The sequence below is a fragment of the Streptomyces sp. SolWspMP-5a-2 genome, assembly GCF_900091845.1.
In the GTDB taxonomy this organism is placed as follows: Bacteria; Actinomycetota; Actinomycetes; order Streptomycetales; family Streptomycetaceae; genus Streptomyces; species Streptomyces doudnae.
On the sequence record NZ_FMCI01000094.1, the window covers coordinates 32493 to 57454 of the forward strand.

General features: G+C 72.9%; 20 protein-coding genes. 4 read left to right on the plus strand and 16 right to left on the minus strand.

Going from position 1 to position 24962, the window contains the following annotated elements; translation table 11 throughout:
- Positions 1–15: 15 nt before the first annotated feature.
- The 6 genes from GA0115242_RS09090 to GA0115242_RS09115 all read right to left on the minus strand — a co-directional run bounded on the left by GA0115242_RS09090 (position 16) and on the right by GA0115242_RS09115 (position 7973).
- On the minus strand, positions 16–600 hold the full coding sequence (locus GA0115242_RS09090) for a hypothetical protein (protein WP_093826416.1): 585 nt from the start codon (positions 598–600) through the stop codon (positions 16–18).
- The gene (locus tag GA0115242_RS09095; protein ID WP_093826419.1) at positions 585–1721 is read right to left on the minus strand and encodes a ParA family protein; all 1137 of its coding nucleotides are present in this window, start codon (positions 1719–1721) and stop codon (positions 585–587) included. The genes GA0115242_RS09090 and GA0115242_RS09095 overlap by 16 nt, the downstream gene beginning before the upstream one ends.
- A gap of 412 nt (positions 1722–2133) precedes the next feature.
- On the minus strand, positions 2134–3258 hold the full coding sequence (gene ald / locus GA0115242_RS09100) for an alanine dehydrogenase (protein WP_161353060.1): 1125 nt from the start codon (positions 3256–3258) through the stop codon (positions 2134–2136).
- Positions 3259–3390: 132 nt separating this feature from the next.
- On the minus strand, positions 3391–5454 hold the full coding sequence (locus GA0115242_RS09105) for a tetratricopeptide repeat protein (RefSeq protein ID WP_093826421.1): 2064 nt from the start codon (positions 5452–5454) through the stop codon (positions 3391–3393).
- A 162-nt stretch (positions 5455–5616) separates the two neighbouring features.
- Positions 5617–6243 carry an NUDIX domain-containing protein gene (locus GA0115242_RS09110; RefSeq protein WP_093826423.1) on the minus strand — a complete coding sequence of 209 codons (627 nt, stop codon included), beginning with the start codon at positions 6241–6243 and terminating at the stop codon, positions 5617–5619.
- Between the two features lie 80 nt (positions 6244–6323).
- On the minus strand, positions 6324–7973 hold the full coding sequence (locus GA0115242_RS09115; protein WP_093826425.1) for a CTP synthase: 1650 nt from the start codon (positions 7971–7973) through the stop codon (positions 6324–6326).
- A gap of 504 nt (positions 7974–8477) precedes the next feature.
- Here GA0115242_RS09115 and GA0115242_RS09120 point away from each other — a divergent pair.
- Together GA0115242_RS09120 and GA0115242_RS09125 are read left to right on the plus strand one after the other, a co-directional pair.
- The gene (locus GA0115242_RS09120) at positions 8478–10280 is read left to right on the plus strand and encodes a glycoside hydrolase family 15 protein (RefSeq protein WP_093826427.1); all 1803 of its coding nucleotides are present in this window, start codon (positions 8478–8480) and stop codon (positions 10278–10280) included.
- Between the two features lie 238 nt (positions 10281–10518).
- Positions 10519–12147 (plus strand): PucR family transcriptional regulator, encoded by a 1629-nt coding sequence (locus tag GA0115242_RS09125; RefSeq protein WP_093826429.1) that lies wholly within the window; start codon positions 10519–10521, stop codon positions 12145–12147.
- Between the two features lie 4 nt (positions 12148–12151).
- On the opposite strand, the gene GA0115242_RS09130 is transcribed toward GA0115242_RS09125, so the two are convergent.
- The 5 genes from GA0115242_RS09130 to GA0115242_RS09150 all read right to left on the minus strand — a co-directional run bounded on the left by GA0115242_RS09130 (position 12152) and on the right by GA0115242_RS09150 (position 17793).
- Positions 12152–13297, minus strand: a complete 1146-nt coding sequence (locus GA0115242_RS09130; protein ID WP_161353062.1) for a glycosyltransferase family 4 protein — start codon at positions 13295–13297, stop codon at positions 12152–12154.
- 661 nt (positions 13298–13958) lie between these two features.
- On the minus strand, positions 13959–15701 hold the full coding sequence (recN, locus tag GA0115242_RS09135) for a DNA repair protein RecN (RefSeq protein ID WP_176729777.1): 1743 nt from the start codon (positions 15699–15701) through the stop codon (positions 13959–13961).
- 85 nt (positions 15702–15786) lie between these two features.
- Positions 15787–16692, minus strand: coding sequence for an NAD kinase (locus GA0115242_RS09140; RefSeq protein WP_093826433.1), 906 nt, complete (start codon positions 16690–16692; stop codon positions 15787–15789).
- Positions 16689–17504, minus strand: a complete 816-nt coding sequence (locus tag GA0115242_RS09145; protein WP_093826435.1) for a TlyA family RNA methyltransferase — start codon at positions 17502–17504, stop codon at positions 16689–16691. The genes GA0115242_RS09140 and GA0115242_RS09145 overlap by 4 nt, the downstream gene beginning before the upstream one ends.
- Positions 17505–17511: 7 nt before the next feature.
- Positions 17512–17793: a hypothetical protein gene (locus tag GA0115242_RS09150; protein WP_093826437.1), complete on the minus strand. Its 282-nt coding sequence runs from the start codon at positions 17791–17793 to the stop codon at positions 17512–17514.
- Positions 17794–17835: 42 nt separating this feature from the next.
- Here GA0115242_RS09150 and GA0115242_RS09155 point away from each other — a divergent pair, with 42 nt between their 5' ends.
- Entirely contained in the window at positions 17836–18183 is a 348-nt protein-coding gene (locus tag GA0115242_RS09155; protein WP_093826439.1) for an SCP2 sterol-binding domain-containing protein, read from the plus strand.
- Here the strand turns inward: GA0115242_RS09155 and GA0115242_RS09160 are convergent.
- The 4 genes from GA0115242_RS09160 to GA0115242_RS09175 form a co-directional block, all read right to left on the minus strand.
- Positions 18167–19108: an ABC transporter ATP-binding protein gene (locus GA0115242_RS09160; protein WP_093826440.1), complete on the minus strand. Its 942-nt coding sequence runs from the start codon at positions 19106–19108 to the stop codon at positions 18167–18169. The two genes, GA0115242_RS09155 and GA0115242_RS09160, sit on opposite strands and share 17 nt — an antisense overlap.
- A complete protein-coding gene (locus tag GA0115242_RS09165) occupies positions 19105–20142 on the minus strand; it encodes a FecCD family ABC transporter permease (protein WP_093826442.1) in 1038 nt (345 codons plus the stop codon). The genes GA0115242_RS09160 and GA0115242_RS09165 overlap by 4 nt, the downstream gene beginning before the upstream one ends.
- Complete coding sequence (locus GA0115242_RS09170; RefSeq protein WP_093826444.1) at positions 20139–21182, minus strand: FecCD family ABC transporter permease; 1044 nt, start codon at positions 21180–21182, stop codon at positions 20139–20141. Before GA0115242_RS09170 ends, GA0115242_RS09165 begins: the two co-directional genes overlap by 4 nt.
- Before the next feature lie 90 nt (positions 21183–21272).
- Positions 21273–22301, minus strand: a complete 1029-nt coding sequence (locus GA0115242_RS09175; protein ID WP_093826446.1) for an HAD hydrolase-like protein — start codon at positions 22299–22301, stop codon at positions 21273–21275.
- A gap of 82 nt (positions 22302–22383) precedes the next feature.
- On the opposite strand from GA0115242_RS09175, the gene GA0115242_RS09180 reads away from it, so the two are divergent.
- Positions 22384–23676: a DUF1015 family protein gene (locus tag GA0115242_RS09180; protein WP_093826448.1), complete on the plus strand. Its 1293-nt coding sequence runs from the start codon at positions 22384–22386 to the stop codon at positions 23674–23676.
- A 76-nt stretch (positions 23677–23752) separates the two neighbouring features.
- Here the strand turns inward: GA0115242_RS09180 and GA0115242_RS09185 are convergent, their stop codons facing one another.
- A complete protein-coding gene (locus GA0115242_RS09185; RefSeq protein WP_202555107.1) occupies positions 23753–24613 on the minus strand; it encodes a tetratricopeptide repeat protein in 861 nt (286 codons plus the stop codon).
- Between the last annotated feature and the right edge of the window lie 349 nt (positions 24614–24962).

Genomic DNA, 24962 nt, shown 5'->3' on the forward strand with positions numbered 1-24962 from the left:
CCTCGCAGGCTACGCCTACCGCCCGCGCAACCGGCGTACCAGAATGCTCGCGTCCCCGCGGGACTCCAGGTCGGCCAGGACGACGGCGACCGCCTCCCGGACGATCCGGCCCCGGTCGACGGCGAGCCCGTGCTCACCGCGGAGCACCAGCCGGGCGTGCTCCAGGTCCATCAGTTCCTCGGCGGAGACGTACACGGTGATCTTCTCGTCGTGCCGCTCCCGCCCGCTGGGCCTGCGGGCCGCCGCCCGGCCGCCGCGCTTGCGGGACCCCGCGTCCGCGGAGGCAGAACCTTCCTGCGCCGTCTGACGCCGTCCGGAACGGTCGTCGACGGCCCCGGGCGCGGTCCGGGTGCGGGACTCACCCCCGTCGGCGGGACCGGGCTCCGCGGCCACGTGCTCCGCGCCGCCGCCGTCGCCGCCCTGGGCGGGCACCGCGTGCGGCGCGTCCTCGGTGGCCGCGATCCCGTCGCTCTCCCCGGCGGGACCGGGGACCCGCGCCTCGCCGCCAGGACCGCGCCGCGGAGCGGACGGCTGGAGCGCCGTTCCCCCTGTCGTGCGGAAGAGTTCGTCGGCCCCCGGCAGACTCACTCGGCGTGACACCGGGCGAGCACCTCCCTGGCGAGCTGACGATAGGCGGCTGCGCCGACGGAGTTGGAGGCGTACGTGGTGATCGGCTCACCGGCGACCGTGGTCTCCGGGAAGCGGACCGTGCGGCCGATGACCGTGTGGTACACGTGGTCGTCGAACGCCTCGACCACGCGCGCGAGCACCTCACGGCTGTGCACCGTGCGCGAGTCGTACATCGTGGCGAGGATCCCGTCGAGCTCCAGCTCCGGGTTGAGCCGCTCCTGGACCTTCTCGATCGTCTCGGTCAGCAGCGCCACCCCGCGCAGCGCGAAGAACTCGCACTCCAGCGGCACGATCACCTTGTGGGCGGCCGTGAGGGCGTTGACCGTGAGCAGGCCGAGCGAGGGCTGACAGTCGATCACGATGTAGTCGTAGTCGGCCATCAGCGGCTTCAGGGCGCGCTGGAGCGTGGACTCGCGCGCGACCTCGGAGACGAGCTGGACCTCGGCCGCGGACAGGTCGATGTTGCTCGGGAGCAGGTCCATGTTGGGGACCGCGGTCTTCAGGAGCACCTCGTCGGCCGCCATGCCCCGCTCCATGAGCAGGTTGTAGACGGTGAGGTCCAGCTCCATCGGGTTGACGCCGAGCCCCACCGACAGCGCGCCCTGGGGGTCGAAGTCGACGAGCAGCACGCGCCGTCCGTACTCCGCGAGCGCGGCACCCAGGTTGATGGTCGACGTCGTCTTGCCGACGCCGCCCTTCTGGTTGCACATCGCGATGATCTTCGCGGGACCGTGGTCGGTCAGCGGCCCGGGGATCGGGAAGTACGGCAGCGGGCGCCCGGTCGGTCCGATGCGCTCACGGCGCTGGCGGGCGGCGTCGGGCGCGAGCGTGGCCGCGTACTCCGGGTCCGGCTCGTACTCGGCGTCTGGGTCGTAGAAGTGCCCGTCGGGCAGTTCGTCGTAGTCGGCGAAGTGGTCGTGGGGCGTGCCACTTCCGTCGCCGGCCATGGCGTTCACGTGATGGCCATCCATGCTCTGGTGTGCTGACTGAGTCACCGCGGTTCTCTGGTGGCTCTGATGGGATGCGAAGGTACGCACCGCGACGGAGCCGACAGCCTCGAACCCCTCGGGACCTTGACCCCGTACCGGCATTCCTGGTTGACCACCTCCGGGAGAAAATGTCGACTCATTCACAAGTCGTCTTACCTCCTTGGTGACCAGGAAACTTCTAGACAGGTCAGCGTGGCACCATGCCGACGGTTGGCGACTCTATGGCGTGTCGGGCGTCCGCAGCAACACAATCCGCCGGACCCGGCCGGATGTGTCGGCAATGAAACATCCCTCTGTCAAGGGCGTACGGCCGTCGCACCGCAGGTTTCGCCGGTGTACGAATCGGCCAAAGCGTTACGTTCGAGGCGAGTTGGCCGAGTGCCGCAAAGTGACCATACACACATCCGGCCGGACCTTGTGGGCAAGGTCCGGCCGGATCCGCGACGTTGACGACCTGTGTTGACGTATCGCCTTTTACCGAACGGTGACTTAGCGCCCGAGCGCGCACCGCGACTCAGCCGAGCAGCGTCTCCAGCTCGACGTGCTCCAGCCCGTGGGCCTCGGCGACCTCGCGGTAAACGACCTTGCCGTCATGGGTGTTGAGCCCCTTGGCGAGGGCGGCGTCACGGCGCAGCGCCTCCACCCAGCCGCGGTTGGCCAGCTCGACGATGTACGGCAGCGTGGCGTTGGTGAGCGCGTGGGTGGAGGTGTGGGGCACCGCGCCGGGCATGTTGGCGACGCAGTAGAAGACCGATCCGTGGACGGGGAAGGTCGGTTCGGCGTGGGTGGTCGGACGGGAGTCCTCGAAGCAGCCTCCCTGGTCGATCGCGATGTCGACAAGGACACTTCCGGGCTTCATCCGGGAGACCAGCTCGTTGGTGACCAGCTTCGGCGCCTTGGCGCCGGGGATCAGGACCGCGCCGATCACGAGGTCGGCCTCCAGGCACGCCTTCTCCAGCTCGAAGGCGTTGGAGACGACGGTCTGGATCCTGGTGCCGAAGATCTTGTCGGCTTCCTTGAGCTTGTTGATGTCCTTGTCGAGCAGCGTGACGTGGAAGCCCATGCCGATCGCGATCTGCGCCGCGTTCCAGCCGGAGACGCCGCCGCCGATGACGACCGCCTTGCCCGCCGCCACGCCCGGGACGCCGCCGGGCAGCACACCGCGGCCGCCGTTGGCGCGCATCAGCTGGTAGGCGCCGACCTGCGGGGCGAGCCGTCCCGCGACCTCGGACATCGGGGCGAGCAGCGGGAGCGCGCGGCCGGGCAGCTCGACCGTCTCGTAGGCGATCGCGGTGGTGCCGGAGTCGACGAGGGCGTCGGTGCACTCCCTGGAGGCGGCGAGGTGCAGGTACGTGAAGAGGGTCTGGTCCTTGCGGAGGCGGTGGTACTCCTCGGCGATCGGCTCCTTGACCTTGAGCAGCAGGTCGGCGGTGGCCCACACCTCGTCGGCGGTGGCCAGTATCCGGGCACCGGCCGAGACGAACTCGTCGTCGGTGATCGAGGAGCCGAGGCCGGCACCGCCCTCGATGACGACCTCGTGGCCGTGGCGCACCAGCTCGTGCACACCGGCGGGGGTGATGGCCACACGGAACTCGTTGTTCTTGACCTCGCGGGGGATGCCGACCTTCACGTCGATCACGGTCCTTGACTCAGGGGTGCGGGACATACAGGACATACCCAGGCGGGCATGGCACACCGGGGTACACCGCAGGAGAAGGTGCGGCAGAGCCAGTTTAATTAAGGTGTTCCCGCTGTCTAGCCTTCCAAAGCATCAATCTTTAGTCGATGTACTACGGATTTCGTAGGCGTTAGCACCGTGTTCCGTGTCATCGGGGCGCTGCGGCTCCCCCGGGTCCTCCTCCAGGAGCCGGTCGGCGGCGCCGCGGTGCAGTCCGGCGGACGCCGGATCGCCGAGGTGCTCCAGGGTGTCGGCGAGCCGGAGCTGGAGCGCGGCCTGGAGCCGGACGTCGTCGGCCCGGCGGGCCCACTCCAGCGCCTCGTGGCAGGTGTGCAGCGACTCCTCGGGCCGTCCCGCGTACTCCTGGACCCGCGCCAGTTCGCTCAACGCCCGTGCCTGGGAGGCCACATCGCCCTCCTTGCGGTAACCGGCGACCGCGGCCCGCCAGCCCCGCTGGGCGTCCCCGTAGCGGCCCGCGAAGGTCTGCGCGGCGGCGATCCTGCCGTAGAGCCGGGCGGCGTCGGTGCGCTCGTCCCGGGCCAGCCGCTGGGCGAGGGCGCGGCCGAACCAGTCGGCGGCCCGGTCGTAGTCCCCCAGCTCCAGGTGGGCGCCGCCGACGGATTCCATCGCGCGGCCGGTCGCGTACGGGTCGTTCGCGGAGCGTCCGGCGTCCAGCGCCTCCCGGTAGCGGGCCAGCGCCTGCCCGGTCCGGCCGGTCTGGGCGTCCAGGTCGCCGAGGTTCAGCAGCGCGGCGGCCTTCTCCCGGGGCAGCTCGCGGCGCTCGGCGACGTCGAGGACCAGTCGGTGCACGCCGTACAGGTCGGGTGCGGCGGCCTGGGTGCCGAAGTGCGCGACCATCGTCCTGACGAGCTGCGACATCAGCCGCCTGGCCAGCGTGTCCAGCTCCCCGTCGGCGACCGCGAGCCGGACCGCGGCCAGCAGCGCGGGCCGCCGCACCCGCAGCCACTCCTCGGCCGCCCTGGGGCTGGGGAAGCGCAGGGAGCGGGGCATGCCCTGGAGCTTCTCTCGCGCCTCGGGGTTGTCGGTCTCGGTGATGGCCCGGCAGGACTGGAGCAGCCGCACGGTCCGCTCCAGCATCCGGGCGCGGGCGAGCTGCAGCTCGGCGGGCCGGTCGTGGGTCTCGGTGAGGGTCCGCAGCGTCGGGTGCAGCCAGCCGGGGACCTCGTACTGCGGCAGCGCCGAGGGGACGGACCGCAGCAGGCCCATCCGGACGAAGTCGTCCAGGGCGCTGCGGGCGCCGCCGACCGAGCAGCCGGCCAGCGCGGACGCGGTCTGCGGGTCGACCAGTCCGGCCGGGGCGAGCGCGAGCAGCCGCAGGGTCCGGGCGGCGGTGGTGGGCAGCGAGGCGTACACGAGCTGGAAGGCGCGGCCGAGCGGGGTGCTCTCGTCGCTCTCGGCCCGCAACTGCTTGGCGAGGTCGGCGACGGTCGCCTTGGGCCGGGCGGCGAGCCAGCCGCCGACGAGGGTCAGCGCGGCCGGGTGGGCCTGGCACTCCTCGACCAGCCCCTCGGCGGCGTACGGGTCGACGGTGACCCGGACCGAGCCGGTGGAGCGGGTGAGCAGTTCCAGGGCCGACTTGGTGTCGAGGCCGCCCAGGGTGCAGGGGCGGACGTCGGAGATGCCGGTGAGCGGTCCGTCGGAGACGGCGACGGCGAGGCAGTCGGGGCTGTCGGGGAGCAGCGCGTCGACCTGTTCGGCGTCGACCGCGTCGTCGAGCAGGAGCAGCGCCCTGCGGTCGGCGAGGGCGGTGCGCAGGGCCTCGCTCAGGTCGTCCTGGTCGGCGCCCGCGGGGGTCGGCAGGTCCAGGGCGGCGAGCAGTTCGCGGGCGGCGCGCTCGATGGGGACGGGGGTGCCGTCGGACTCGCTGAGGCGGACGCGCAGCACCCGGTCGTCGTAACGGTCGGCGACCTGCCGGACGAGTTCCTCGGCGAGGGCGGTACGGCCCGAGCCGGGTCTGCCCGCGATGAGGAGCACCCGCGCGCGCGGGGCCTTGCGACCGGAGATGGTGTCCAGTCCCGCTCGCTCGATGTCGGCCAGGAGTTCTTTCAACTCCCTTGTCCTGCCGAGGAACTGACGCTCCGCCGGGGCTTTCCCCGACAGCCGTACGCCGCCTGTGTCCACCGCCTGATCCGTCACGGGCCACACTCCCGTCCCACCGCACGCGCGCAAGCCCGCCGGGTCTCCGGATCGGGCGTTTCCAGAGCCTAGTTCACGCTCTGCTACGTTCCGGGCGGAGCGCGGCGGACACGTCGCCCAATCGGATCAGCCGATCGTCACACCAATGCGCGGACGGGACGTTCAGGACGTGAAGGGACGCGCCGGCCACGGGGCGTCGGCGGGCCGCAGCGCGTCGAGGCCGTCGCCCTGCCGCGCGCCGACGAGCGAGAGCACGCCCACCACGAGGCAGTTGTTGTGCAGCTCCCCCGCGAGCACCCCGCGCACCAGGTCGGCCACCGGCACGCGCGCGTACTCCATGTCGGCCTCCTCGTCCTCGACCTCGAACCGCTCGCCGTCGGCCTCCGCCAGCTCCCGGGCGAGGAAGATCCGCACCGCCTCGTCGCAGCCGCCCGCCGTGGTGTAGACGTCGGTCAGCACCCGCCAGTCCCCGGCCTTGACGTGCGCCTCCTCGTACAGCTCGCGCTGCGCCGCGTGCAGCGGGTTCTCGCCGGGCACGTCGAGCAGCCCGGCCGGGATCTCCCACAACTTCTGGCGCACCGGGTGGCGGTACTGCCGGATGAGCAGGACCCGGTCGTCGTCGTCCAGCGCGAGCACGGCCACCGAACCGGGGTGCACCTGGTAGTCGCGGTGCACCACGTTGCCGTTCGGCATGACCACGTCGTCCGTGCGGACCGAGGTCTTGTTGCCCGTGAAGGGCGTGTGCGTCGCCCGGATCTCCCACTCCGCGGGGATGTCCTTGATCGTCATGCCGTGCCTTCCGACGTGCAGAGAGAACCGGGGTGCGCGCCGCTGACGGCGTGCACCCCGGTAACCGTACAACCGGTGCGTTACTGGGAGATCTTCCGCTCGACGGCGGCCTTCACCAGACCCGCGAAGAGGGGGTGCGGGCGGGTCGGCCGCGAGCGCAGCTCCGGGTGGGCCTGGGTCGCCACCAGGTAGGGGTGGACGTCGCGCGGGTACTCCACGTACTCCACGAGCTTGCCGTCCGGGGAGGTGCCCGAGAAGACGATCCCGGCCTTCTTCTCCAGCTCCGCGCGGTAGGCGTTGTTCACCTCGTAGCGGTGCCGGTGGCGCTCCTCGACGTACTCCTTGCCGTCGTACACCTCGCGGACGATCGAGCCCTCGGCCAGCTTCGCCGGGTACATGCCCAGCCGCATCGTGCCGCCCATGTCGCCGTCACCGGCCACGATGTCGAGCTGCTCGGCCATGGTGGAGATGACCGGGTGCGCGGTGGCCGGGTCGAACTCGGTGGAGTTGGCGTCCTCGATGCCCGCGAGGTTGCGGGCCGCGTCGATCACGATGCACTGCAGGCCCAGGCAGAGGCCGAGGAGCGGGATGCGCTGCTCGCGGGCGTACTGGATCGCGCCGACCTTGCCCGCCACGCCCCGGTCGCCGAAGCCGCCCGGGATGCAGATCGCGTCCACGTCGGCGAGCTGCGCGGCGGCACCGGCCGGGGTCCTGCAGTCGTCCGAGGTGACCCACTTGATCTTGACGCGGGCCTTGTTGGCGAAGCCGCCCGCGCGCAGGGCCTCGGTGACGGAGAGGTAGGCGTCGGGGAGGTCGATGTACTTGCCGACCAGGGCCATGGTGATCTCGTGGTCGGGGTTGTGGACCCGGTCCAGGAGGTCGTCCCACGTCGTCCAGTCGACGTCGCGGAAGGGCAGGTCGAGCTTGCGGACCACATAGGCGTCCAGGCCCTCGCCGTGGACCGTCTTGGGGATGTCGTAGATCGAGCGGGCGTCGGGACAGGCCACCACCGCCGCCTCGTCCACGTCGCACATCAGGGAGATCTTCCGCTTGATCGCGGTGGGGACCTCCCGGTCGCAGCGCAGCACGATCGCGTCGGGCTGGATGCCGATGTTGCGCAGCGCCGCCACTGAGTGCTGGGTCGGCTTGGTCTTCAGCTCGCCCGAGGGGCCGATGTAGGGCAGCAGCGAGATGTGCACCACGAAGACGTTGTCCCGGCCGACCTCGTGGCGGACCTGGCGCACGGTCTCCAGGAACGGCAGCGACTCGATGTCACCCACCGTCCCGCCCACCTCGGTGATCACCACGTCCACCGCATCGGTCGCCATCCGCCGGATACGGTGCTTGATCTCGTTGGTGATGTGCGGGATGACCTGCACGGTGTCACCCAGGTACTCACCCCGCCGCTCCTTGGCGATCACCGTGTTGTAGACCTGCCCGGTCGTCACGTTCGCCGACCCGTCCAGATCACGGTCGAGGAAACGCTCGTAGTGCCCGATGTCCAGATCGGTCTCGGCGCCGTCGTTCGTGACGAACACCTCACCGTGCTGGAACGGGTTCATCGTCCCCGGATCCACGTTCAGATAGGGATCGAGCTTCTGCATCACGACGCGCAGCCCACGGGCCTTGAGCAGCATGCCGAGGCTGGAGGCCGTCAGGCCCTTCCCGAGGGAGGACGCGACACCCCCGGTGACGAAGATGTGCTTGGTCGTCGAGGAATTGGACGGCATGGCCAAGACGGGGCTCCCGTGGTCGCGGTCTGGGGGTGCGGTACGGCCGCCGGCCCGGAATTCTCCGGGGGTGCCGTCGCTGCGGTTCGGGGGTTTTTCTCCCACCGGTCCACGGGCTACCAGGGTATCAGCGCCCACGAGGGATGGCTTCCGGCCACACTCCGCACACACTTCGACACGAGACCCGCCCTATCTCACGCCTTTCTCACCCCTCGCTCACCCGATCGGTGGACCCGGGTTGCCCGGAGCGGCACGCAGATCATCTACGTGCGTCGTATCCTGCTCGGACGTTCTCCGCCGGGCCCGTCCGGCCATACGGCACCACCCCCGCCCGTTGGCACCGGAACAACAAGAGCCCGTGGGTTCGTTGAGGAAAAATTGTCGTTTTGCCACACAGCTTGACGACTGCTTTGCTTCACCACTCAACGTCGTATGACAAACCCCCTTGACCGCACCAGCGACCGCCCCCATGGGCGTGACGTGGCCGTTCGACTGGAGTTGCACGTGGCCGGGCGCATCGAAGATTACGCACTCATCGGAGACATGCAGACCGCCGCACTGGTCTGCCGGGACGGCACAGTCGACTGGCTGTGCCTGCCCCGCTTCGACTCGCATGCCATCTTCGCCGGGCTGCTGGGCACCGAGGAACACGGCTTCTGGCGACTCGGCCCGGCGCACGCCTCGGACGCCGAGCCGCCCACCGCGAACCGCCGCACCTACCGGGGCGACTCGCTCATCCTGGAGTCCGAGTGGGACACCCCGCGCGGCACCGTACGGGTGACCGATTTCATGCCTCCCCGGGACGGCGCCCCGCAGCTGATCCGCATCGTCGAGGGCGTCTCCGGACGCGTCCCGATGCGCTCCGCCCTGCGGATGCGGTTCTCCTACGGGCGGGTCGTGCCGTGGGTGCACAAGCACGACGGCCGCACCGTCGCCGTCGCGGGCCCCGACTCGGTGTGGTTCGACACGCCCGCCGAGACGTACGGGAAGTCGCTGACGACGTACTCCGACTTCACGGTCGCCCCCGGTGACCGGATCGCGTTCACCATCTCGTGGGAACCCTCGCACAAGGAGCCGCCGGCCCTCCCGGAGCCGGAGGCCTCGCTCGTCGCGACCGAGGAGTTCTGGCGCGAGTGGGTGGAGCACTGTACGTACCACGGGCCCTACCGGGAGGCCGTGATCCGCTCCCTGATCACCCTCAAGGCCCTGACGTACGGCCCCACCGGCGGCATCGTCGCCGCCCCCACCACCTCGCTGCCCGAGGACATCGGCGGCGTCCGCAACTGGGACTACCGCTACACCTGGCTGCGGGACGCGGCGATCACGCTCTCCTCGCTGCTGCGCACCGGCTACCGCGAGGAGGCCCGCGCCTGGCGCGAGTGGCTGCTGCGCGCGGTGGCGGGCGACCCGGAGAACCTCCAGATCATGTACGGCATCGCGGGCGAGCGCGAGCTGGGCGAGGCCGAGCTGGACTGGCTGCCCGGCTACGAGAACTCCGCGCCGGTGCGCGTCGGCAACGGCGCCGCCCACCAGCTCCAGCTCGACGTCTACGGCGAGGTCACCGAGGCCCTGCACCTGGGCCACATGACGGGCCTGGCCCGCAACGACTACGCCTCGGTGCTCCAGCTCAAGCTGATCCGCTACCTGGAGCAGCACTGGGACGAGCCGGACGAGGGCATCTGGGAGGTGCGCGGCCCCCGCCGCCACTTCGTGCACTCCAAGGTGATGGCCTGGGTCGCCGTCGACCGCACGATCAAGCTGATCGAGTCCGGCGACGCGGACGGCCCGCTGGAGCGGTGGCGCGAGCTGCGCGACGACATCCACCGGGACGTGTGCGAGAAGGGGTACGACAAGGAGCGCAACACCTTCACGCAGTCGTACGGCTCGAAGGAGCTGGACGCGTCGCTGCTGCTGATCCCGCAGATGGGCTTCCTGCCGCCGGACGACAAGCGCGTCATCGGCACCATCGAGGCGATCCAGCGCGAGCTGTCCACCCCGGACGGGTTCATCCTGCGCTACCCGACCGAGGGCCAGAGCGAGGGCGTCGACGGCCTCCCCGGCGACGAGGGCGCCTTCCTGGCCTGCTCGTTCTGGATGGCGGACGACCTCGCGATGATCGGCCGGGTGGACGAGGCCCGCAAGCTGTTCGAGAAGCTCCTCGCCCTCCGCAACGACCTCGGCCTCCTCGCCGAGGAGTGGGACCCGGTCAACCAGCGCCAGGTGGGCAACTTCCCGCAGGCCTTCAGCCACGTCCCCCTGATCGACACGGCCCTGCGCCTGACGGCGTCGGGGGCGTACGGGGGCTGACCACCGTCCCCGCCCGGCCGCCGAACCCGCCTCCCCGCACGCGCAGGGGGGCGGGTTCTCCCGTCCTGGGGGCTCCCGCGGCCCCGGCGGCCGGAGGACGACGAGGCGACGGCGGCCGGGGAACCCTCCCGCCCGTCGTCCGGGTCCCGCTCCCCCGTCGTCCCGGGCGGCGGCGTGCGGCCCGGTCCGCGGGCGTCCGGGCTGACCGGACGGCATCCGCGCAGGTAGCGTCCGCCCCATGGACAGCGGATTCGACACCCCGGGCGCCGGGATCACCGTTCAGCGGGCGCTGGAGCTGCCCGGACTGCGCAGCGGGCTGCCCGAGGTGCTGGCGGGCGCGGAACGGCTGCACCGCACCGTGCGCTGGGTGCACGCGGGCGAGGTGCCCAACATCGCCTCGCTGCTCAAGGGCGGCGAGCTGCTGCTGACCACCGGGTACGGCCTCGGCACCCGCCCGGCCGAGCAGCGGGCGTTCGTGCGCACCCTGGCCGAACGCGGCATCGCGGCCCTGGTGGTGGAGCTGGGCCCGCGCTTCACCCGGCTGCCCGCCGCGCTCGTCGACACGGCGCGCACGACCGGGCTGCCGCTCGTCCAGCTGCACCGCGAGGTGCCGTTCGTGGCGGTCACCGAGGAGATCCACACCGAGATCGTCAACGGCCACTACACGCTCCTGCAACGCGCCGAGGAGGTGCACAGGCGGTGCACCGAGGCGCTGCTCGGCGGCGGCGGGGTCCCCCAGGTCCTCGGCATCCTCGCCGGATTCAGCGGCAACCCGGTCTTCCTGGAGACCCCCGGCGGGCAGCTCCTGTACGCGGCGGGGGAAGGACCCGAGGGCGCCGACCCGCTCCAGGTGTGGGAGGGGCTGCGCGCCCAGCACCAGGACGACCCGCCGGCCGGCTCCGCGCTGGTGGACGTGCCGGGCGGCGGACCCGGCACCGGCTCGGTACGGGCCCGCCTGGTGCTGCTGCCGGTGCGCGCCCCGCTGACGCCGGTGCACCGGATGGCGGCCGAGCGCGCCGCCGGGATCCTCGCCGTGGTGCTGATGCAGGCCCGGCAGGAGGAGGAGCTGGCGGCCAGGGGGCGCGGCGACTTCCTCACCGACCTCGCGGAGGGCCGGATCACCGCCGAGGACGCGCCCGCGCAGGCCCGGGTGCTCGGCTTCAAGCCGGGGCGCAGCCCGCTGCTGCCGGTCGTGATGCGGCTGGGCGACGCGCTGGCGCCGGGCGGCGGCTGGGCGGTGCTGGCCCGCGCGGTCGCCGAGGAGCTGGCCTCGGTGGGCGTTCCGGTGCTGCTGGGCGTGCGGCCCGTGGAGGGACGGGTGCCGCTGCTGCTGGGGCTGCGCTCGGAGTCGGAGCGGTCCGCGGTCGCCGACCGGGTCGCGGTGGCGCTGCGGGCGGGGGTGGAGCGGGCCGGGATGCAGCGGCCGGGGGCGCGGCCTCCGGTGGTGGTCGTCGGGGTGGCGGGCGGCTGGGCGGCCGCCTCGGCGGGGCTGCGGCACGCGGCGGAGACGGCGACCGCGGCCCAGGGCCTCGCGGACCGGCCCTGGTACGACGCCCGGCGGCTGGACATCGACCTGCTGCTGTGGCGGCTGCGCGACCAGCCGGACCTGGCGGCCTTCGTGGAGCGGGCGATCGGCCCGCTGCGCGACCACGACGCCCGGTCGAGGCCGCCGCTGCTGCCGACCCTGGAGACGTATCTCGCGCACGCGGGCCGCAAGGCGGAGACCGCCCGGGAGCTGCACCTCAACCGGCAGACCCTCTACAACCGCCTCGCCCGCATCGGCGAGTTGCTCGGCACCGACCTCGACGACCCGCAGACGGTACTGGCGTTGAGCCTGGCGCTGCGTGCCAGACGGCACGTGTCCTGAGCGCTCAGATCAGCGGCCGGTGGCGGGTCAACTCGTCGTACACGCTGAGGACTTGCGCGACGGTCTCGTCCTCGGTCGGCCAGGTCGCCGCCTGCCGGGCGCCCTTCTCCCGCAACCGCGCCCGGCGTTCGGGATCGCCGAGCAGCCGCACGACGGTCTCCGCGAGGGCGACGGGGTCGCCGTAGGGGACCAGTTCGGCGGCGTCGCCGACGAGTTCGGGGATCGCGCCGACGCCGGTGGCGACCAGCGGCACCCGCGCGTGCAGGGCCTCCTGCGCGAGCACCGACCGTGCCTCCCAGCGGCTGGGCAGCAGCGCGAGGTCGGCGGCGGCGATCAGGTCGGAGACGTCGTCCCGGCCGCCGATCAGCCGGACGGGCAGGTCCTCGTCGTCGATGCGGCGCTGGAGCGCGGACCGCAGCGGGCCCTCCCCGGCGATCACCACCAGCGGCACCGGGTCGAGGCGGCACCAGGCGCGGGAGGCGTCGAGGAGCGTGTCGTAGCCGCGGTGCCGGTCGAGGGAGCCGACGGCCACCAGCAACGGGCGGTCGAGGGAACCGAGTTCGGCCCGCACCTTGGAGCGCAGCGCCTCCAGGTCCTCGGCGTCCCCGCCGTCCGGGCTGCGGCGCGGCGCGGGCAGGGCGACGGCGGCCAGCCTGGCGTCCCTGGCGCCGGTGCCGCGGGCCCGGTCGACGAGGGCCGAGGTGGTGCCGAGCACCACGGTGGCCGCGCGGACGACCCGGCGCTCCAGAAGGCGCACCAGATGGGCGCGGGCACCCTCGGCGTGCGCGCGGTCGTGCCAGGTGACGACCAGCGGGGTGCGGCGGCCGCCGAGGGCGAGCACGGCGCGGAAGGACGCGTGCAGGCCGTGGGCGTGCACCAGGTCGGCGTGCTTGCAGGCCTCGCGGAGCATCGCCACCGAGGTCGGGTCGCTGCTGCGGGGCACGTGGACGTGGTCGGCGCCCGCGCCGGTGAAGTCGTAGGCGCGGTCGGCCTCGGCGGGTGCGCACACCGTCACCCGCACCCCGCGTGCGACGAGCCCGAGCGCCAGCGAACGCACGTGCGCGCTGCTGCCGGCGTTGCCTCCGCCGAGCACCTGCACGGTGCGCAGCGGAGAGCGGCCGGTCGGTGCGTGGCTGCTCACGAGGCTCACGTGGCCGGGGCTCCTGGTTCGGCGTGGGACGGTCACGAAGAAAGTACAGAAGGATCGGGCGGCGAGGGTGAGCCGCGCGGTTTCCTCCGCGTACTCGGTCAAGGATGCCAGCACGTACGGGTGTTCCGGGAACGACAAGGGCGCACCGCCTGCCCGTACCGGTAGGACACTTCACCCTTTCGAGTGACAGAACAAGCGCCCACGATGACGGAACGACCACTTCCGGTCACGCCGGGCACCCGCGGGGAGCCGCCGAGGAGCCGACCCCTGATCCCCCGGGCGCTCCGGCGCGTCACACCCCGAACTCCCGACTCCGCACCCACCGCGAGTCCCTCCCGACACCCGGACACAAGTCCCTCGGATGCCCCCGCCCGGGGACGGGAAACCCACCGGTCAGGCGCCCGGCGGCGACGACGCGGACGGCCGGACCGGCAGGACCCGATCCGCCCCGCCGCACTCGCCCGGGTCGCCGCCCACCGGCACCGGGCGCACCCGGCCGGGACCCGGCCCCGCCACGCCCCGGACACGACGGCGCGCGGCGGTCGTGAGACCACCGCGCGCACCAGCCTCGAAGGGCGCCCCGCACCGGCCCTGAAGGCCGCCCGGCCTCGGCACCGGTGCGGGCACCGGCCCGGAGGCCGGCCGTCCCGCGTTCCGCGCGCTACGCGTCCCCGCGTGCCGTCGCGAGGAGTTCCTCCGCGTGCGCCCTGGCCGTCTCCGAGTCCTCCTGTCCGGCCAGCATCCGCGACAACTCCCGTACCCGGTCCTCCCCTTCGAGGACCTTCACGCCCGACCTGGTCACCGACCCGTCGTTGGTCTTCTCCACCAGCAGCTGCCGGTCGGCGAACGCGGCGACCTGCGGCAGGTGGGTGACCACCACGACCTGCGCGGACTTGGCGAGCTTGGCGAGCCGACGGCCGATCTCCACCGCCGCCTTGCCGCCGACGCCCGCGTCCACCTCGTCGAAGAGGTACGTCGGAACCGGGTCCGTGCCCGCGAACACGACCTCGACGGCGAGCATCACGCGGGACAGCTCACCGCCGGACGCGCCCTTGGCGATGGGCCGCGGCGGGGCACCGGGGTGCGGGGCGAGCAGCAGCTCGACCTCGTCGGCGCCGGACGGCCCGTACGCGACGGTACGGCCGCCGACCTCGACGCCCTCGGGGTCGTCCGTCTGCCGGATGTCGAACGACACCCGCGCGTGCGGCATCGCCAGCGAGGCCAGTTCCGCGGTGACGGCCGCCGCGAACCGCTCGGCGGTCTCCGTCCTGGCGTCCGTCAACGCCTGTGCGAGGCCGCCCAGTTCGGCGCGCAGCGCGTCCCGCTCGGCGGTCAGCTCGCCGATCCGCTCGTCGTCGCCGTCCAGTTCGGTCAGCCGGGCCGCGCTCTCCTCGGACCAGGCGAGGACCGCGGCGATGTCGTCGCCGTACTTGCGGGTCAACGCGCCCAGCGCGGCCCGCCGTTCCTCGACGGCCGCGAGCCGCAGCGGGTCGGCGTCCAGGTCGTCGGCGTATCCGGCGAGTTCACCGGCGACGTCGCCGAGCAGGATGCCGATCTCGCCGATCCGGTCGGCGAGCGCGGAGAGCGCCGGGTCGTGCGACCTGACGGCCTCCAGGGCCCGCTGGGCGCCCGCGACGAGCGTGGCCGCGTCGATGCCCTCGGGGTCCTCGGGGTTGCCCGCGAGCGCGGCGTGCGCGATCGTCGCGGCCGACGACAGCGCCTCCGCGTGCCCGAGCCGCTCGGCCTCCTCCGCCAGTTCCACGTCCTCACCGGCGCGCGGCTCGACACCGGCGATCTCGTCGAGCCCGTAGCGGAGCCGGTCGGCCTCCTGCGCGCGTTCACGCGCCCGGGTGACGATCTCCTCCAGCTCGACGGTGACGGCACGCAGCCGCCGGTACGCCCCGCCGTACTTGGCGAGCGGCCCGACGACGGCGTCCCCGGCGTACCGGTCGAGCGCCTGCCGCTGCCGGGACAGCTTGAGCAGCCCCTGCTGGTCGGTCTGGCCGTGCACCGCCACCAGGTCGTCGGCCAGCTCCGCGAGCAGCCCCACGGGCACACTACGTCCGCCGACGTGGGCCCGGGACCGCCCCTCGGCGGAGACCGTCCTGCTGATCAGCAGCGCCCCGTCGTCCAGCTCGGCGCCCGCCTCCTCGGCCCGCAGGACGGCGCCCGCGCCGGGGGGCACCGAGATGCGCCCCTCGACGACGGCCTTCTCGGCGCCGATCCTGACCAGCGCCGGGTCGGCGCGACCGCCCAGCAGCAACCCCAGGCTGGTGACCACCATGGTCTTGCCCGCGCCCGTCTCACCGGTGACTGCGGTGAACCCGGGCGACAGCTCGACGACAGCGTCGTCGATGACCCCGAGCGACCGTATCCGCATCTCCTCCAACACGCCCCCGACCATACGAGGTTTTGCCCGCGGTGTGCGAAGCGGCCCCACCCGACCGGGGAGGCCGCGGGTCGTTACCTACCGGCGGGCGTCTCGTTGGCTACTGCCGCGCGCCCCGCCAGCCGGCCACCGGGAGGGCGAACTTGGCGACGAGGCGGTCGGTGAACGAGGCGTGGTGCAGGCGGGCGAGACGGACCGGCACGGCCCCCCTGCGCACCTCGACCCGCGCCCCGGGCGGCAGCTCGAAGGTCCGCCGTCCGTCGCACCACAGCACCCCGGGCGGGATGTGCGGCAGCAGTTCGACGGCGAGCACCGAGTCGGGCGAGGTGACCAGCGGCTTCGCGAAGAGGGCGTGCGCGCTGATCGGCACCATCAGCAGCGCCTCCACCTCGGGCCACACCACGGGCCCCCCGGCCGAGAACGCGTAGGCGGTGGAGCCGGTGGGCGTGGACAGGACGATGCCGTCGCAGCCGAAGCCGGTCACCGGCCGCCCGTCGATCTCCAGGACCACTTCGAGGAGCTTCTCGGCACCGGCCTTCTGCACGGCGGCCTCGTTCAGCGCCCAGTCGGTGTGGACGATGTCGCCGTTGCGGTGCACGACGACGTCGACGGTCATCCGCTCCTCGACCTCGTAGGCCCGCGTCACCACCCGGTCGACGACCTTGTCGAGGTCGTCCCGCTCGGCCTCCGCGAGGAAGCCGACGCTGCCGAGGTTGACGCCGAGCATCGGCACCCCGGACGCCCGCGCGAACTCGGCGCCGCGCAGCAGCGTCCCGTCGCCGCCGAGGACGATGAGCAGCTCGCAGCCCTCCAGGCACTGCGGGGTGGCCTCCTGGACCAGCTCCACCTGGTCGGGCAGCGGCAGGTCGCGGGCCTCGTACTCCAGGACCCGGACGATGATGCCCTCACGCAGCAGCCCCTTGACGACCAGCTCGGCGCTGCGGATGGCCGCCGGCCTGCCGGTGTGGGCGAGCAGGAAAACAGTACGAACTCGGTTCTGCGTCAACGCGGTCCCTCCGCCACTGCACGGTCAACGTCGGCCGGGTCAAGCTCGGGTGCCCCCGCCCGCAGCCACAGAAAGTACTCGACATTCCCGCTCGGCCCCGGCAGCGGGCTGGCGGTGACCCCGCGGACCCCGAGCCCGAGGTCCCACGCCCGCCCGGCCACGCCCCGCACGGCCTCGGCGCGCAGCTCGGGGCTGCGCACCACTCCCCCGCTCCCCAGCCTTTCCTTCCCCACCTCGAACTGCGGCTTGACCATCATCACCAGGTCGGCGTCCGGCTTCACGCACCGCTTCAGGGCGGGCAGCACCAGCCCCAGCGGGATGAAGGACAGATCGCCCACGACAAGATCCACAGGTTCCCCATCGATCGCTTCAAGCGTCAACTCGCGTACGTTCGTACGGTCCTTGACGGTGACGCGTTCATCGCTGCGCAGAGTCCAGGCGAGTTGTCCGTATCCGACGTCGACGGCGACGACGTGCGCGGCTCCCGACCGCAGCAGGACGTCGGTGAAGCCGCCGGTGGAGGCGCCCGCGTCCAGCGCCCTGCGGCCCTCGACGGCCAGCCCGAGCGGCACGAACGCGGCCAGCGCCCCGGCGAGCTTGTGGCCGCCGCGGGAGACGTAGTCGGGGTCGCCGTCGTCGTCGCGGACCACGATCGGGGCGGCGGTCTCCACCTGGGTGGCCGGTTTGGTCGCGAGGGTCTTGCCGACGCTGACCCGCCCGGCGGCGATCAGCTGACTGGCGTGCTCCCGGGATCGCGCGAGTTTCCGGCGGACCAGTTCCGCGTCCAGACGGCGACGTGCGACTCCTGCCACGGTGCGTTCAGCTCCTGCTGTGAGACGGCGACGGGGGCGCCGGAGGTCCCGGGCGGGCGTCGAGCGCGGTGAGCGCTTCGCGCAGCCCCCGGTGTACATCCTCGTACACCTCGACGTGCCCGTCCGTGGCGAGGTGGTCGGCGTCGGCCAGCCGCTCGAGGCCGGCGTCCACCCCGGCGTCGCCGGTGGGGACCCGGCCGACCTCCAGGGGGGCGGGCGCCGAGGGGTCGGCATCGGGCCCGGGTGCCGGCCCCTGCGGCGGCCCGGCCTGCGGCACTGTCTCGCTCATGCCCCGACGCTACCGCGAAGGGCTGGGGTACCGTCGGTGCCGATGGCCACGATCGAGGAGTGCCGCGACGCACTCGACAAGCTCTCCGACAGCATGCAGCGCGCCGAGGGGGACGCCCGCGCGGCGGCCGCCATGGACCGCTCCGTCAGCTGCCGGATCACCGACCTGGACGTCACCTTCGTGGGCCGCCTGACCGGCGGCCGGATCGAGGTGGACCGCACGGTGCCGGGCCCGCCGCCGGAGAAGGCGCAGATCAGGCTTGCCCTGACCGGCGACGACCTGGTCGCGATGGTCGCCGGTGACCTGAACTTCGCCTCCGCGTGGGCGTCGGGCCGGGTGAAGCTGGAGGCGGGTCTGCGGGACCTGATGCGGCTCAGGAAGCTTCTGTAGCCGCCACCTTCGCCAGCGGCTCCCCGGCGCCGCCGCCCGCCTCCTCGACGGCCGCGCCGCGCTCCTGCCGCGCGCCCTCGCGCGCCTTGCGCGCGGCGGGCACCACCAGCGGGGTCCCGGTCTCCGGGTCGTCGATCACCTGGCAGCGCAGCCCGAACACCTCCTCGACGAGTCCCGCGGTGACGATGTCCTTCGGGGCTCCCTCGGCGATGATCCGCCCCTCGCGCAGCGCGATGAGGTGGGTGGCGTACCGGGCCGCGTGGTTGAGGTCGTGCAGCACGGCGACCAGCGTGCGGCCCTGCTCCTCGTGGAGTTCGGCGCACAGGTCGAGGACGTCGATCTGGTGCTGGATGTCGAGGTAGGTGGTCGGCTCGTCGAGCAGCAGCAGCGGGGTCTGCTGGGCGAGCGCCATGGCGATCCACACGCGCTGGCGCTGGCCGCCGGAGAGTTCGTCGACGTACCGGTCGGCGAGTTCGGTGACCCCGGTCTGCGCCATGGACTCCCGCACGACCCGCTCGTCCTCGGTGGACCACTGGCGCAGGATGCCCTGGTGCGGGTAGCGGCCGCGGCCCACGAGGTCGGCGACGGTGATGCCGTCCGGCGCGATCGACGACTGCGGCAGCAGGCCCAGGGTGCGGGCGACCTTCTTCGCGGGCATCGACTGGATGACCTGGCCGTCCAGCAGGACCTGCCCGGCGCTGGGCTTCAGCATCCGCGACAGCGCCCGCAGCAGCGTCGACTTGCCGCACGCGTTGGGTCCGACGATCACGGTGAAGGAGTTGTCGGGGATCTCCACCGAGAGCTGCTCGGCGATGACCCGCTGGTCGTAGGCGAGGGTGACCTTCTCGGCGGACAGGCGGTTCACGGTGCTCCTAGGGTTGTCCGGGGTGTTCGGCCCGCTGGCGGGGAGGGGGTGGCCGCTCATATCCGGCCCGCCCTGCGCTCGGTGACCAGCAGCCACAGCAGATAGACCCCGCCGAGGACCCCGGTGACCACGCCGACCGGGATCTGTCCCGCGCCGAAGATCTTCTGCGAGGCCCAGTCGGCGACGACGAGCAGGGCGGCGCCCATGCAGAGCGAGGCCAGCAGGTTCGGCCCCGGCGAGCGGGTCAGCCTCCGGGCGAGCTGGGGCGCGGTGAGGGCGACGAAGCCGACGGGTCCGGCGGCGGCGGTGGCGCTCGCGGTGAGCAGCACAGCGATGATCATCAGCAGCGCCCGCACCCGTTCGACGCGGACCCCGAGGGCGTTCGAGACGTCGTCGCCCATCTCCATCAGCCGCAGCCCGCGCGCGTTGCCGAGGGCGAGCGGGACGAGGACGGCGCAGAGCGCGAGCAGCGGCCAGACCTGCTTCCAGTCGCGGCCGTCGAGGGAACCGGTCATCCAGACCACGGCGCGGGCCGCGTCGACGATGTCGGAGACGGTCATCAGATAGCCGTTGACGGCCGTGACGATCGCGGAGACACCGATGCCGACCAGCACCAGCCGGTAGCCGTGCACGCCCCGCTTCCAGGCGAGCAGGTAGATGCTGACGCCGGTGACCAGGCCGCCGACCAGCGCGCCCGCGGTGACCTGGGCGGCGCTGCCGGAGAACAGGACGATCACGACGAGCGCCCCGGCGGTCGCGCCCTGGCCGAGGCCGAGCACGTCCGGGCTGCCCAGCGGGTTGCGGGTGACGGCCTGGAAGAGGGCGCCGCCGAGCCCGAGCGAGGCGCCGACCAGCAGTCCCACCAGGACCCGGGGCAGCCGCAGTTCGTTGACGATGAACTCCTGTCCGGCGTTGCCGCCGCCGAACAGCGTCCTGACGACGTCGGCGGCCGGGATCGCGAAGTCCCCGGTGCCGATCAGCACCACCGCGGCGGCGAGCGCGACGAGCAGCAGCAGGGCGACGACGGCGACGGACCGGACGTCGAGCCGCACCGAGAGCCCGCCGGGCGACCTCAGAACTCGGTTGGACCTCACAGCTGGGCCGTCCTTCGCCGTCGTACCAGGAAGATGAAGACCGGCCCGCCGATGATCGCGGTGACGATGCCGACCTGGAGCTCCGAGGGCCGGGCGACGATCCGTCCCACGACGTCGGAGCCGAGCAGCAGCACCGGCGACAGGACGGTCGCGTAGGGCAGGATCCAGCGCAGGTCGGGGCCGGTGAAGGAGCGCACGATGTGCGGGACCATCAGGCCGACGAAGACGATCGGGCCGCAGGCCGCGGTGGCCGCCCCGCAGAGCACCGTGGCGGCGAGCATGGCCAGCGCCCGGGTGCGGTTGAGGTGGGCGCCGAGGGCCTTCGCGGTGTCGTCGCCCATCGCCATCGCGTTGAGCGGGCGGGCCAGCGAGAGGGCGAGCAGGGTGCCGGCCGCGAGGAACGGCAGCACCTGGAGGATCGTTTCGTTGGTCGCGGAGGCGATCGAACCGACCGTCCAGAAGCGCATCTTGCCCAGCGCCGCGCGGTCGGTGATCATCACCGCCTGGAGGTAGCCGTAGAGCGCGGCGCTGATCGCGGTACCGGCCAGCGCGAGCCGTACCGGTGTCGCGCCCCGGCTGCCTCCGAGCACCCAGACCAGCGCCCCCACGGCGGCGGCACCGGCGAACGCGAACCACACGTACCCGCTGAGCGAGGTGACGCCGAAGAACGTCATCGCGGTGACGACGGCGGCGGAGGCGCCCGCGTTGATGCCGAGCAGGCCGGGGTCGGCCAGCGGGTTGCGGGTCAGCGCCTGGAGGACCGCGCCGGAGAGACCGAGCGCGGCCCCGGCGAGCAGCCCGAGCACGGTGCGGGAGACCCGCTCCGCGACCACGACGTCGCCGTAGGTGCCCGAGTCGTCGAACAGCCCGTGCCAGACCTGCGGCAGGGACAGCTCTTTCGCGCCGATCGCGATGCTGGCCAGCGCGACCAGCACCAGGAGCACGACGGACAGGAGAAGCCCGACGACGCGTATCGCTCGCCGGGTCGGGGGCGCGGGTGGGGCGTCCGCGCGCGGTTCGGGGGGACTCTCGACCAACACCCGGTTAGGTTAGCCTACCCTCGCATCTCTCTTCGATCCCTGGTCGCGTCCGTCCTGCTGACGCACCGCCACCCGGCGGTGTGGCCCGGCTCACAGCCCCAGCCTGTCGAGCGCCTTCCCGGCCTCCAGCGCGCACGTCCCGTCCCCGGCGGCCGTCCAGGCCGCGGCGCACAGGGCGCGCAGCCCGTCCAACTCCTCGCCGTCGCCGTCCAGTTCGAGCCGCTCAGGGCCCGCCGTCGCCGTCCACCCGCCGCACCGGAACCCGTCGCCCTCCTCGACGACCTCGGGCTGGCCGGTCAGCAGCCCGCGCAGGTCGGCGTCGACGTAGGTGGGCCGGTGGTGCGGGGGCGCGGCCAGCAGCTGGGCGCCGTCGGTGACGCCGGTGAGGACCAGCAGGGAGTCCACCTCGCCGTTGAACGCGCCCTCGATGTCGGTGTCCAGGCGGTCCCCGACGACCAGCGGCCGCTCGGCGCCGGTGCGCAGGATCGTCTCCCGGTGCATCGGCGGCAGCGGCTTGCCCGCCACCTGCGGCTCGGCGCCGGTCGCGATCCGGACGACCTCGACGGCCGCGCCGTTGCCCGGCGCGATCCCGCGCGCGCTGGGGATCGTCAGGTCGGTGTTGGAGGCGTACCAGGGCAGCCCGCGCGCGATGGCGTACGACGCCTCCGCGAACCGCCCCCACGGCAGATCGGGCCCGCCGTACCCCTGCACCACGGCGACCGGGTCGTCCTCCGCGGACTCGACCGGCTCCAGGCCGCGCTCGCGCAGCGCGACCCGCAGCCCCTCGCCGCCGATCACCAGCACCCGGGACCCGGCCGGCACCTGCTCGCTGATCAGCCGGGCGACCGCCTGCGCGGAGGTGATGACGTCATCGGCCTCCGTCGGTATGCCCAGCTCGGTGAGGTGCCCGGCCACCGTGTCCGGCGTCCGCAGCGCGTTGTTGGTGACATAGGCGAGGTGCAGACCGCCGTCCCGGGCCGTGGCGAGCGACTCCACGGCGTGCGCGATCGCGTTGCCGCCCGCGTACACCACCCCGTCCAGGTCGAGCAGCGCCGTGTCGTACGCCTCGCTCAGGGCCTGCCCACTGCCCTCGGGCCTCGTCCTGACGACCTGGCTCATTCCGCATCGCTCCTCGTTCGACGGCCTTCTCCGGCTTTCCCCCGATCATCCCCCACCGCACTGACACACGTACGATGCCGGGATGAACTCAGCAGGTCACTCGGAAGCGACGGCGCCCCGAGGACTGGAACTCACCCCGTTCCGTGGCCTTCGCTACGACCCCGACCGGGTCGGCAACCTGGCCGCCGTCACGTCACCGCCGTACGACGTCGTGGTCCGCCCCGACGGCCTGCACCACCTCCAGGACTCCGACCCGCACAACATCGTCCGGCTGATCCTGCCGCAGGCCACCAGCCCCGCAGCCCGCAACGAACAGGCCGCCGAGACCCTGCGCCGCTGGGTCGCCGAGGGCGTCCTGACCACCGACCGGGACCCCGGGCTCTACGTCTACGAACAGGACGACGGCGACGGCATGCTGCAACGCGGCGTCATCGGCGCCCTGCGCGTCTCGGACCCGGCGGACGGCGTCGTCCTGCCGCACGAGGACGTCATGCCGCATGTGGTCGCCGACCGGGCCGCCCTGATGCGCGCCACCTCCGCGAACCTCGAACCGCTGCTGCTGACCTACCGCGGCGAGGAACGCACGACCGCCACCGCCAAGCTCATCGAACGGACGGCAGGACAGCCGCCGCTGCTGGCCACCACCACCGACGACGGCTTCAGCCACCGCCTCTGGTCGCTCACCGACCCGGCCGACCTGGCCGCCATCCGGTCCGACCTGTCCGGTCAGCAGGCTCTGATCGCCGACGGCCACCACCGCTGGGCGACCTACCGGCGGCTGCGCGCGGAGCACCCCTCGCCCAGCCCGTGGGACCACGGCCTGGTCCTCCTGGTCGACACGGTCCGCTACCCGCTGCGGGTGCGCGCCATCCACCGCCTGCTGCACACCCTGCCGGTCGCGGACGCGGTCGCCGCCCTGGACGGCCTGTTCCGGGTCCGCCGCCTGGAGGTCACGCTCCCGGAGGCGCGCTCGGCGCTGGCGGAGGCGTCCCGCGCGGGCAACGCGTTCCTGCTGGCGGGCGACGGCGCCTTCCACCTCGTCGACCGCCCCGACCCTGACCTGCTCGCCCGCACGGTCCCGGCGGAGCACCCCGCGGCCTGGCGCACCCTGGACGCGACGGTCCTGCACGCCACGCTCCTCGACCACGTCTGGCACGTCCCCGAGGACTCCCCCGCCCACATCGCGTACATCCACGACACGGCGGCGACCGTGGAGAAGGCGGAACGCGACGGCGGGACGGCGGTCCTCATGCACCCGGTCCGCGAGGAGGTCGTCCGCGACCTGGCCCGCCAGGGTGTGACGATGCCCCGCAAGTCGACGTCGTTCGGCCCGAAGCCCGCGTCCGGCCTGGTCCTGCGGGCGCTGGAGCGGTGACGCCCACGCGCGCGTGAGGACATGAAAGAGGGCGGGCCCCGGAATGTCTCCCGGGGCCCGCCCTTCTTCTCGGACGTCAGTCCTTGTAGTCGACGTCCTTGCTCTTGTCCTTGTCCTTGTCCTTGTCCTCGACGACCTCGCTGCCGGCGTCCACGTCGTCAACGTCATCGCTGTCATCAACGTCAACGTCGTCCAGGTCGTCAACGTCGTCAACAGTGTTGACGTGGTTGACGGTGTCGGCGGAGTCCTCGTCGTCCTCGACGAGGGCGTCGACGAACTCGACGCCGTCCAGTTCGGCGAGCCGGTCGGACGCGTCGGTGCTGCCGTCGCGGTCGGCCTCGACGGCCTTGGCGAACCACTCGCGGGCCTCGCTGGTGCGGTCGGCCGCCAGGAGCGCGTCCGCGTAGGCGTACCGCAGCCGCGCGGTCCACGGCTGGACGGAGTGGGAAGCCAGCTCCGGGCTCTGGAGGGTCACGATGGCCGCGTCGATCTGGTCCATGTCCCGCCGGGCCCCGGCGGCGACGAGCCGCATCTCGACCTGACCGGCCTTGTCCAGCTTGTGCACCTCGGCGGCGCCGGCCATGTCGAGGGCCTTCTCCGGCCGCCCGAGCCCGCGCTCGCAGTCCGCCATGACGGGCCACAGCTCGACACCGCCGGTCATCCGCCGCGCCGCCCGGAACTCGGCGAGCGCCTCGGAGTACTTCTGGTTCGCGTACGCGGCGAACCCACCGGCCTCCCGAACGGCGGCGACACGCGACGCCAGCCGCAGGGCCACCTTGGAGTAGCCGTAGGCACCCTCGGGGTCCTCGTCGATGAGCCGGGCGACCATCACCAGGTTCTTCGCGACGTCCTCGGCAAGGGTCTTGGGCAGGCTCTGCAGCTCCTGCTTGACGTCCTTGTCGATCTCCTCGCCGGTGACGTCCTCGGGGATGGGCAGCCGCTTGATGGGCTCGCGGTCGCGGTCACGGTCCCGGTCGTCGCGACCCCGGTACCCACCGCGGTCGCCGCCCCGGTCGTCCCGCCCGCGGTACCCGCCACGGTCGTCGCGCCGCGGACCGCGGTCACCGCGGTCGTCCCGGCCCCGGTACCCGCCGCGATCGTCGCGTCCGCGGTACCCACCTCGGTCATCCCCCCGGTCGTCACGCCGGAACGCAGGCCGCTCACCATCACGCCGGAAGCCACCGCCACGGTCGTCACGCCGGTCATCACGGCGGAAGGGGGGACGGTCGCCGCCTCGGTCATCGCGCCGGTCATCGCGACGGAAGGCGGGACGGTCACCGCCACGG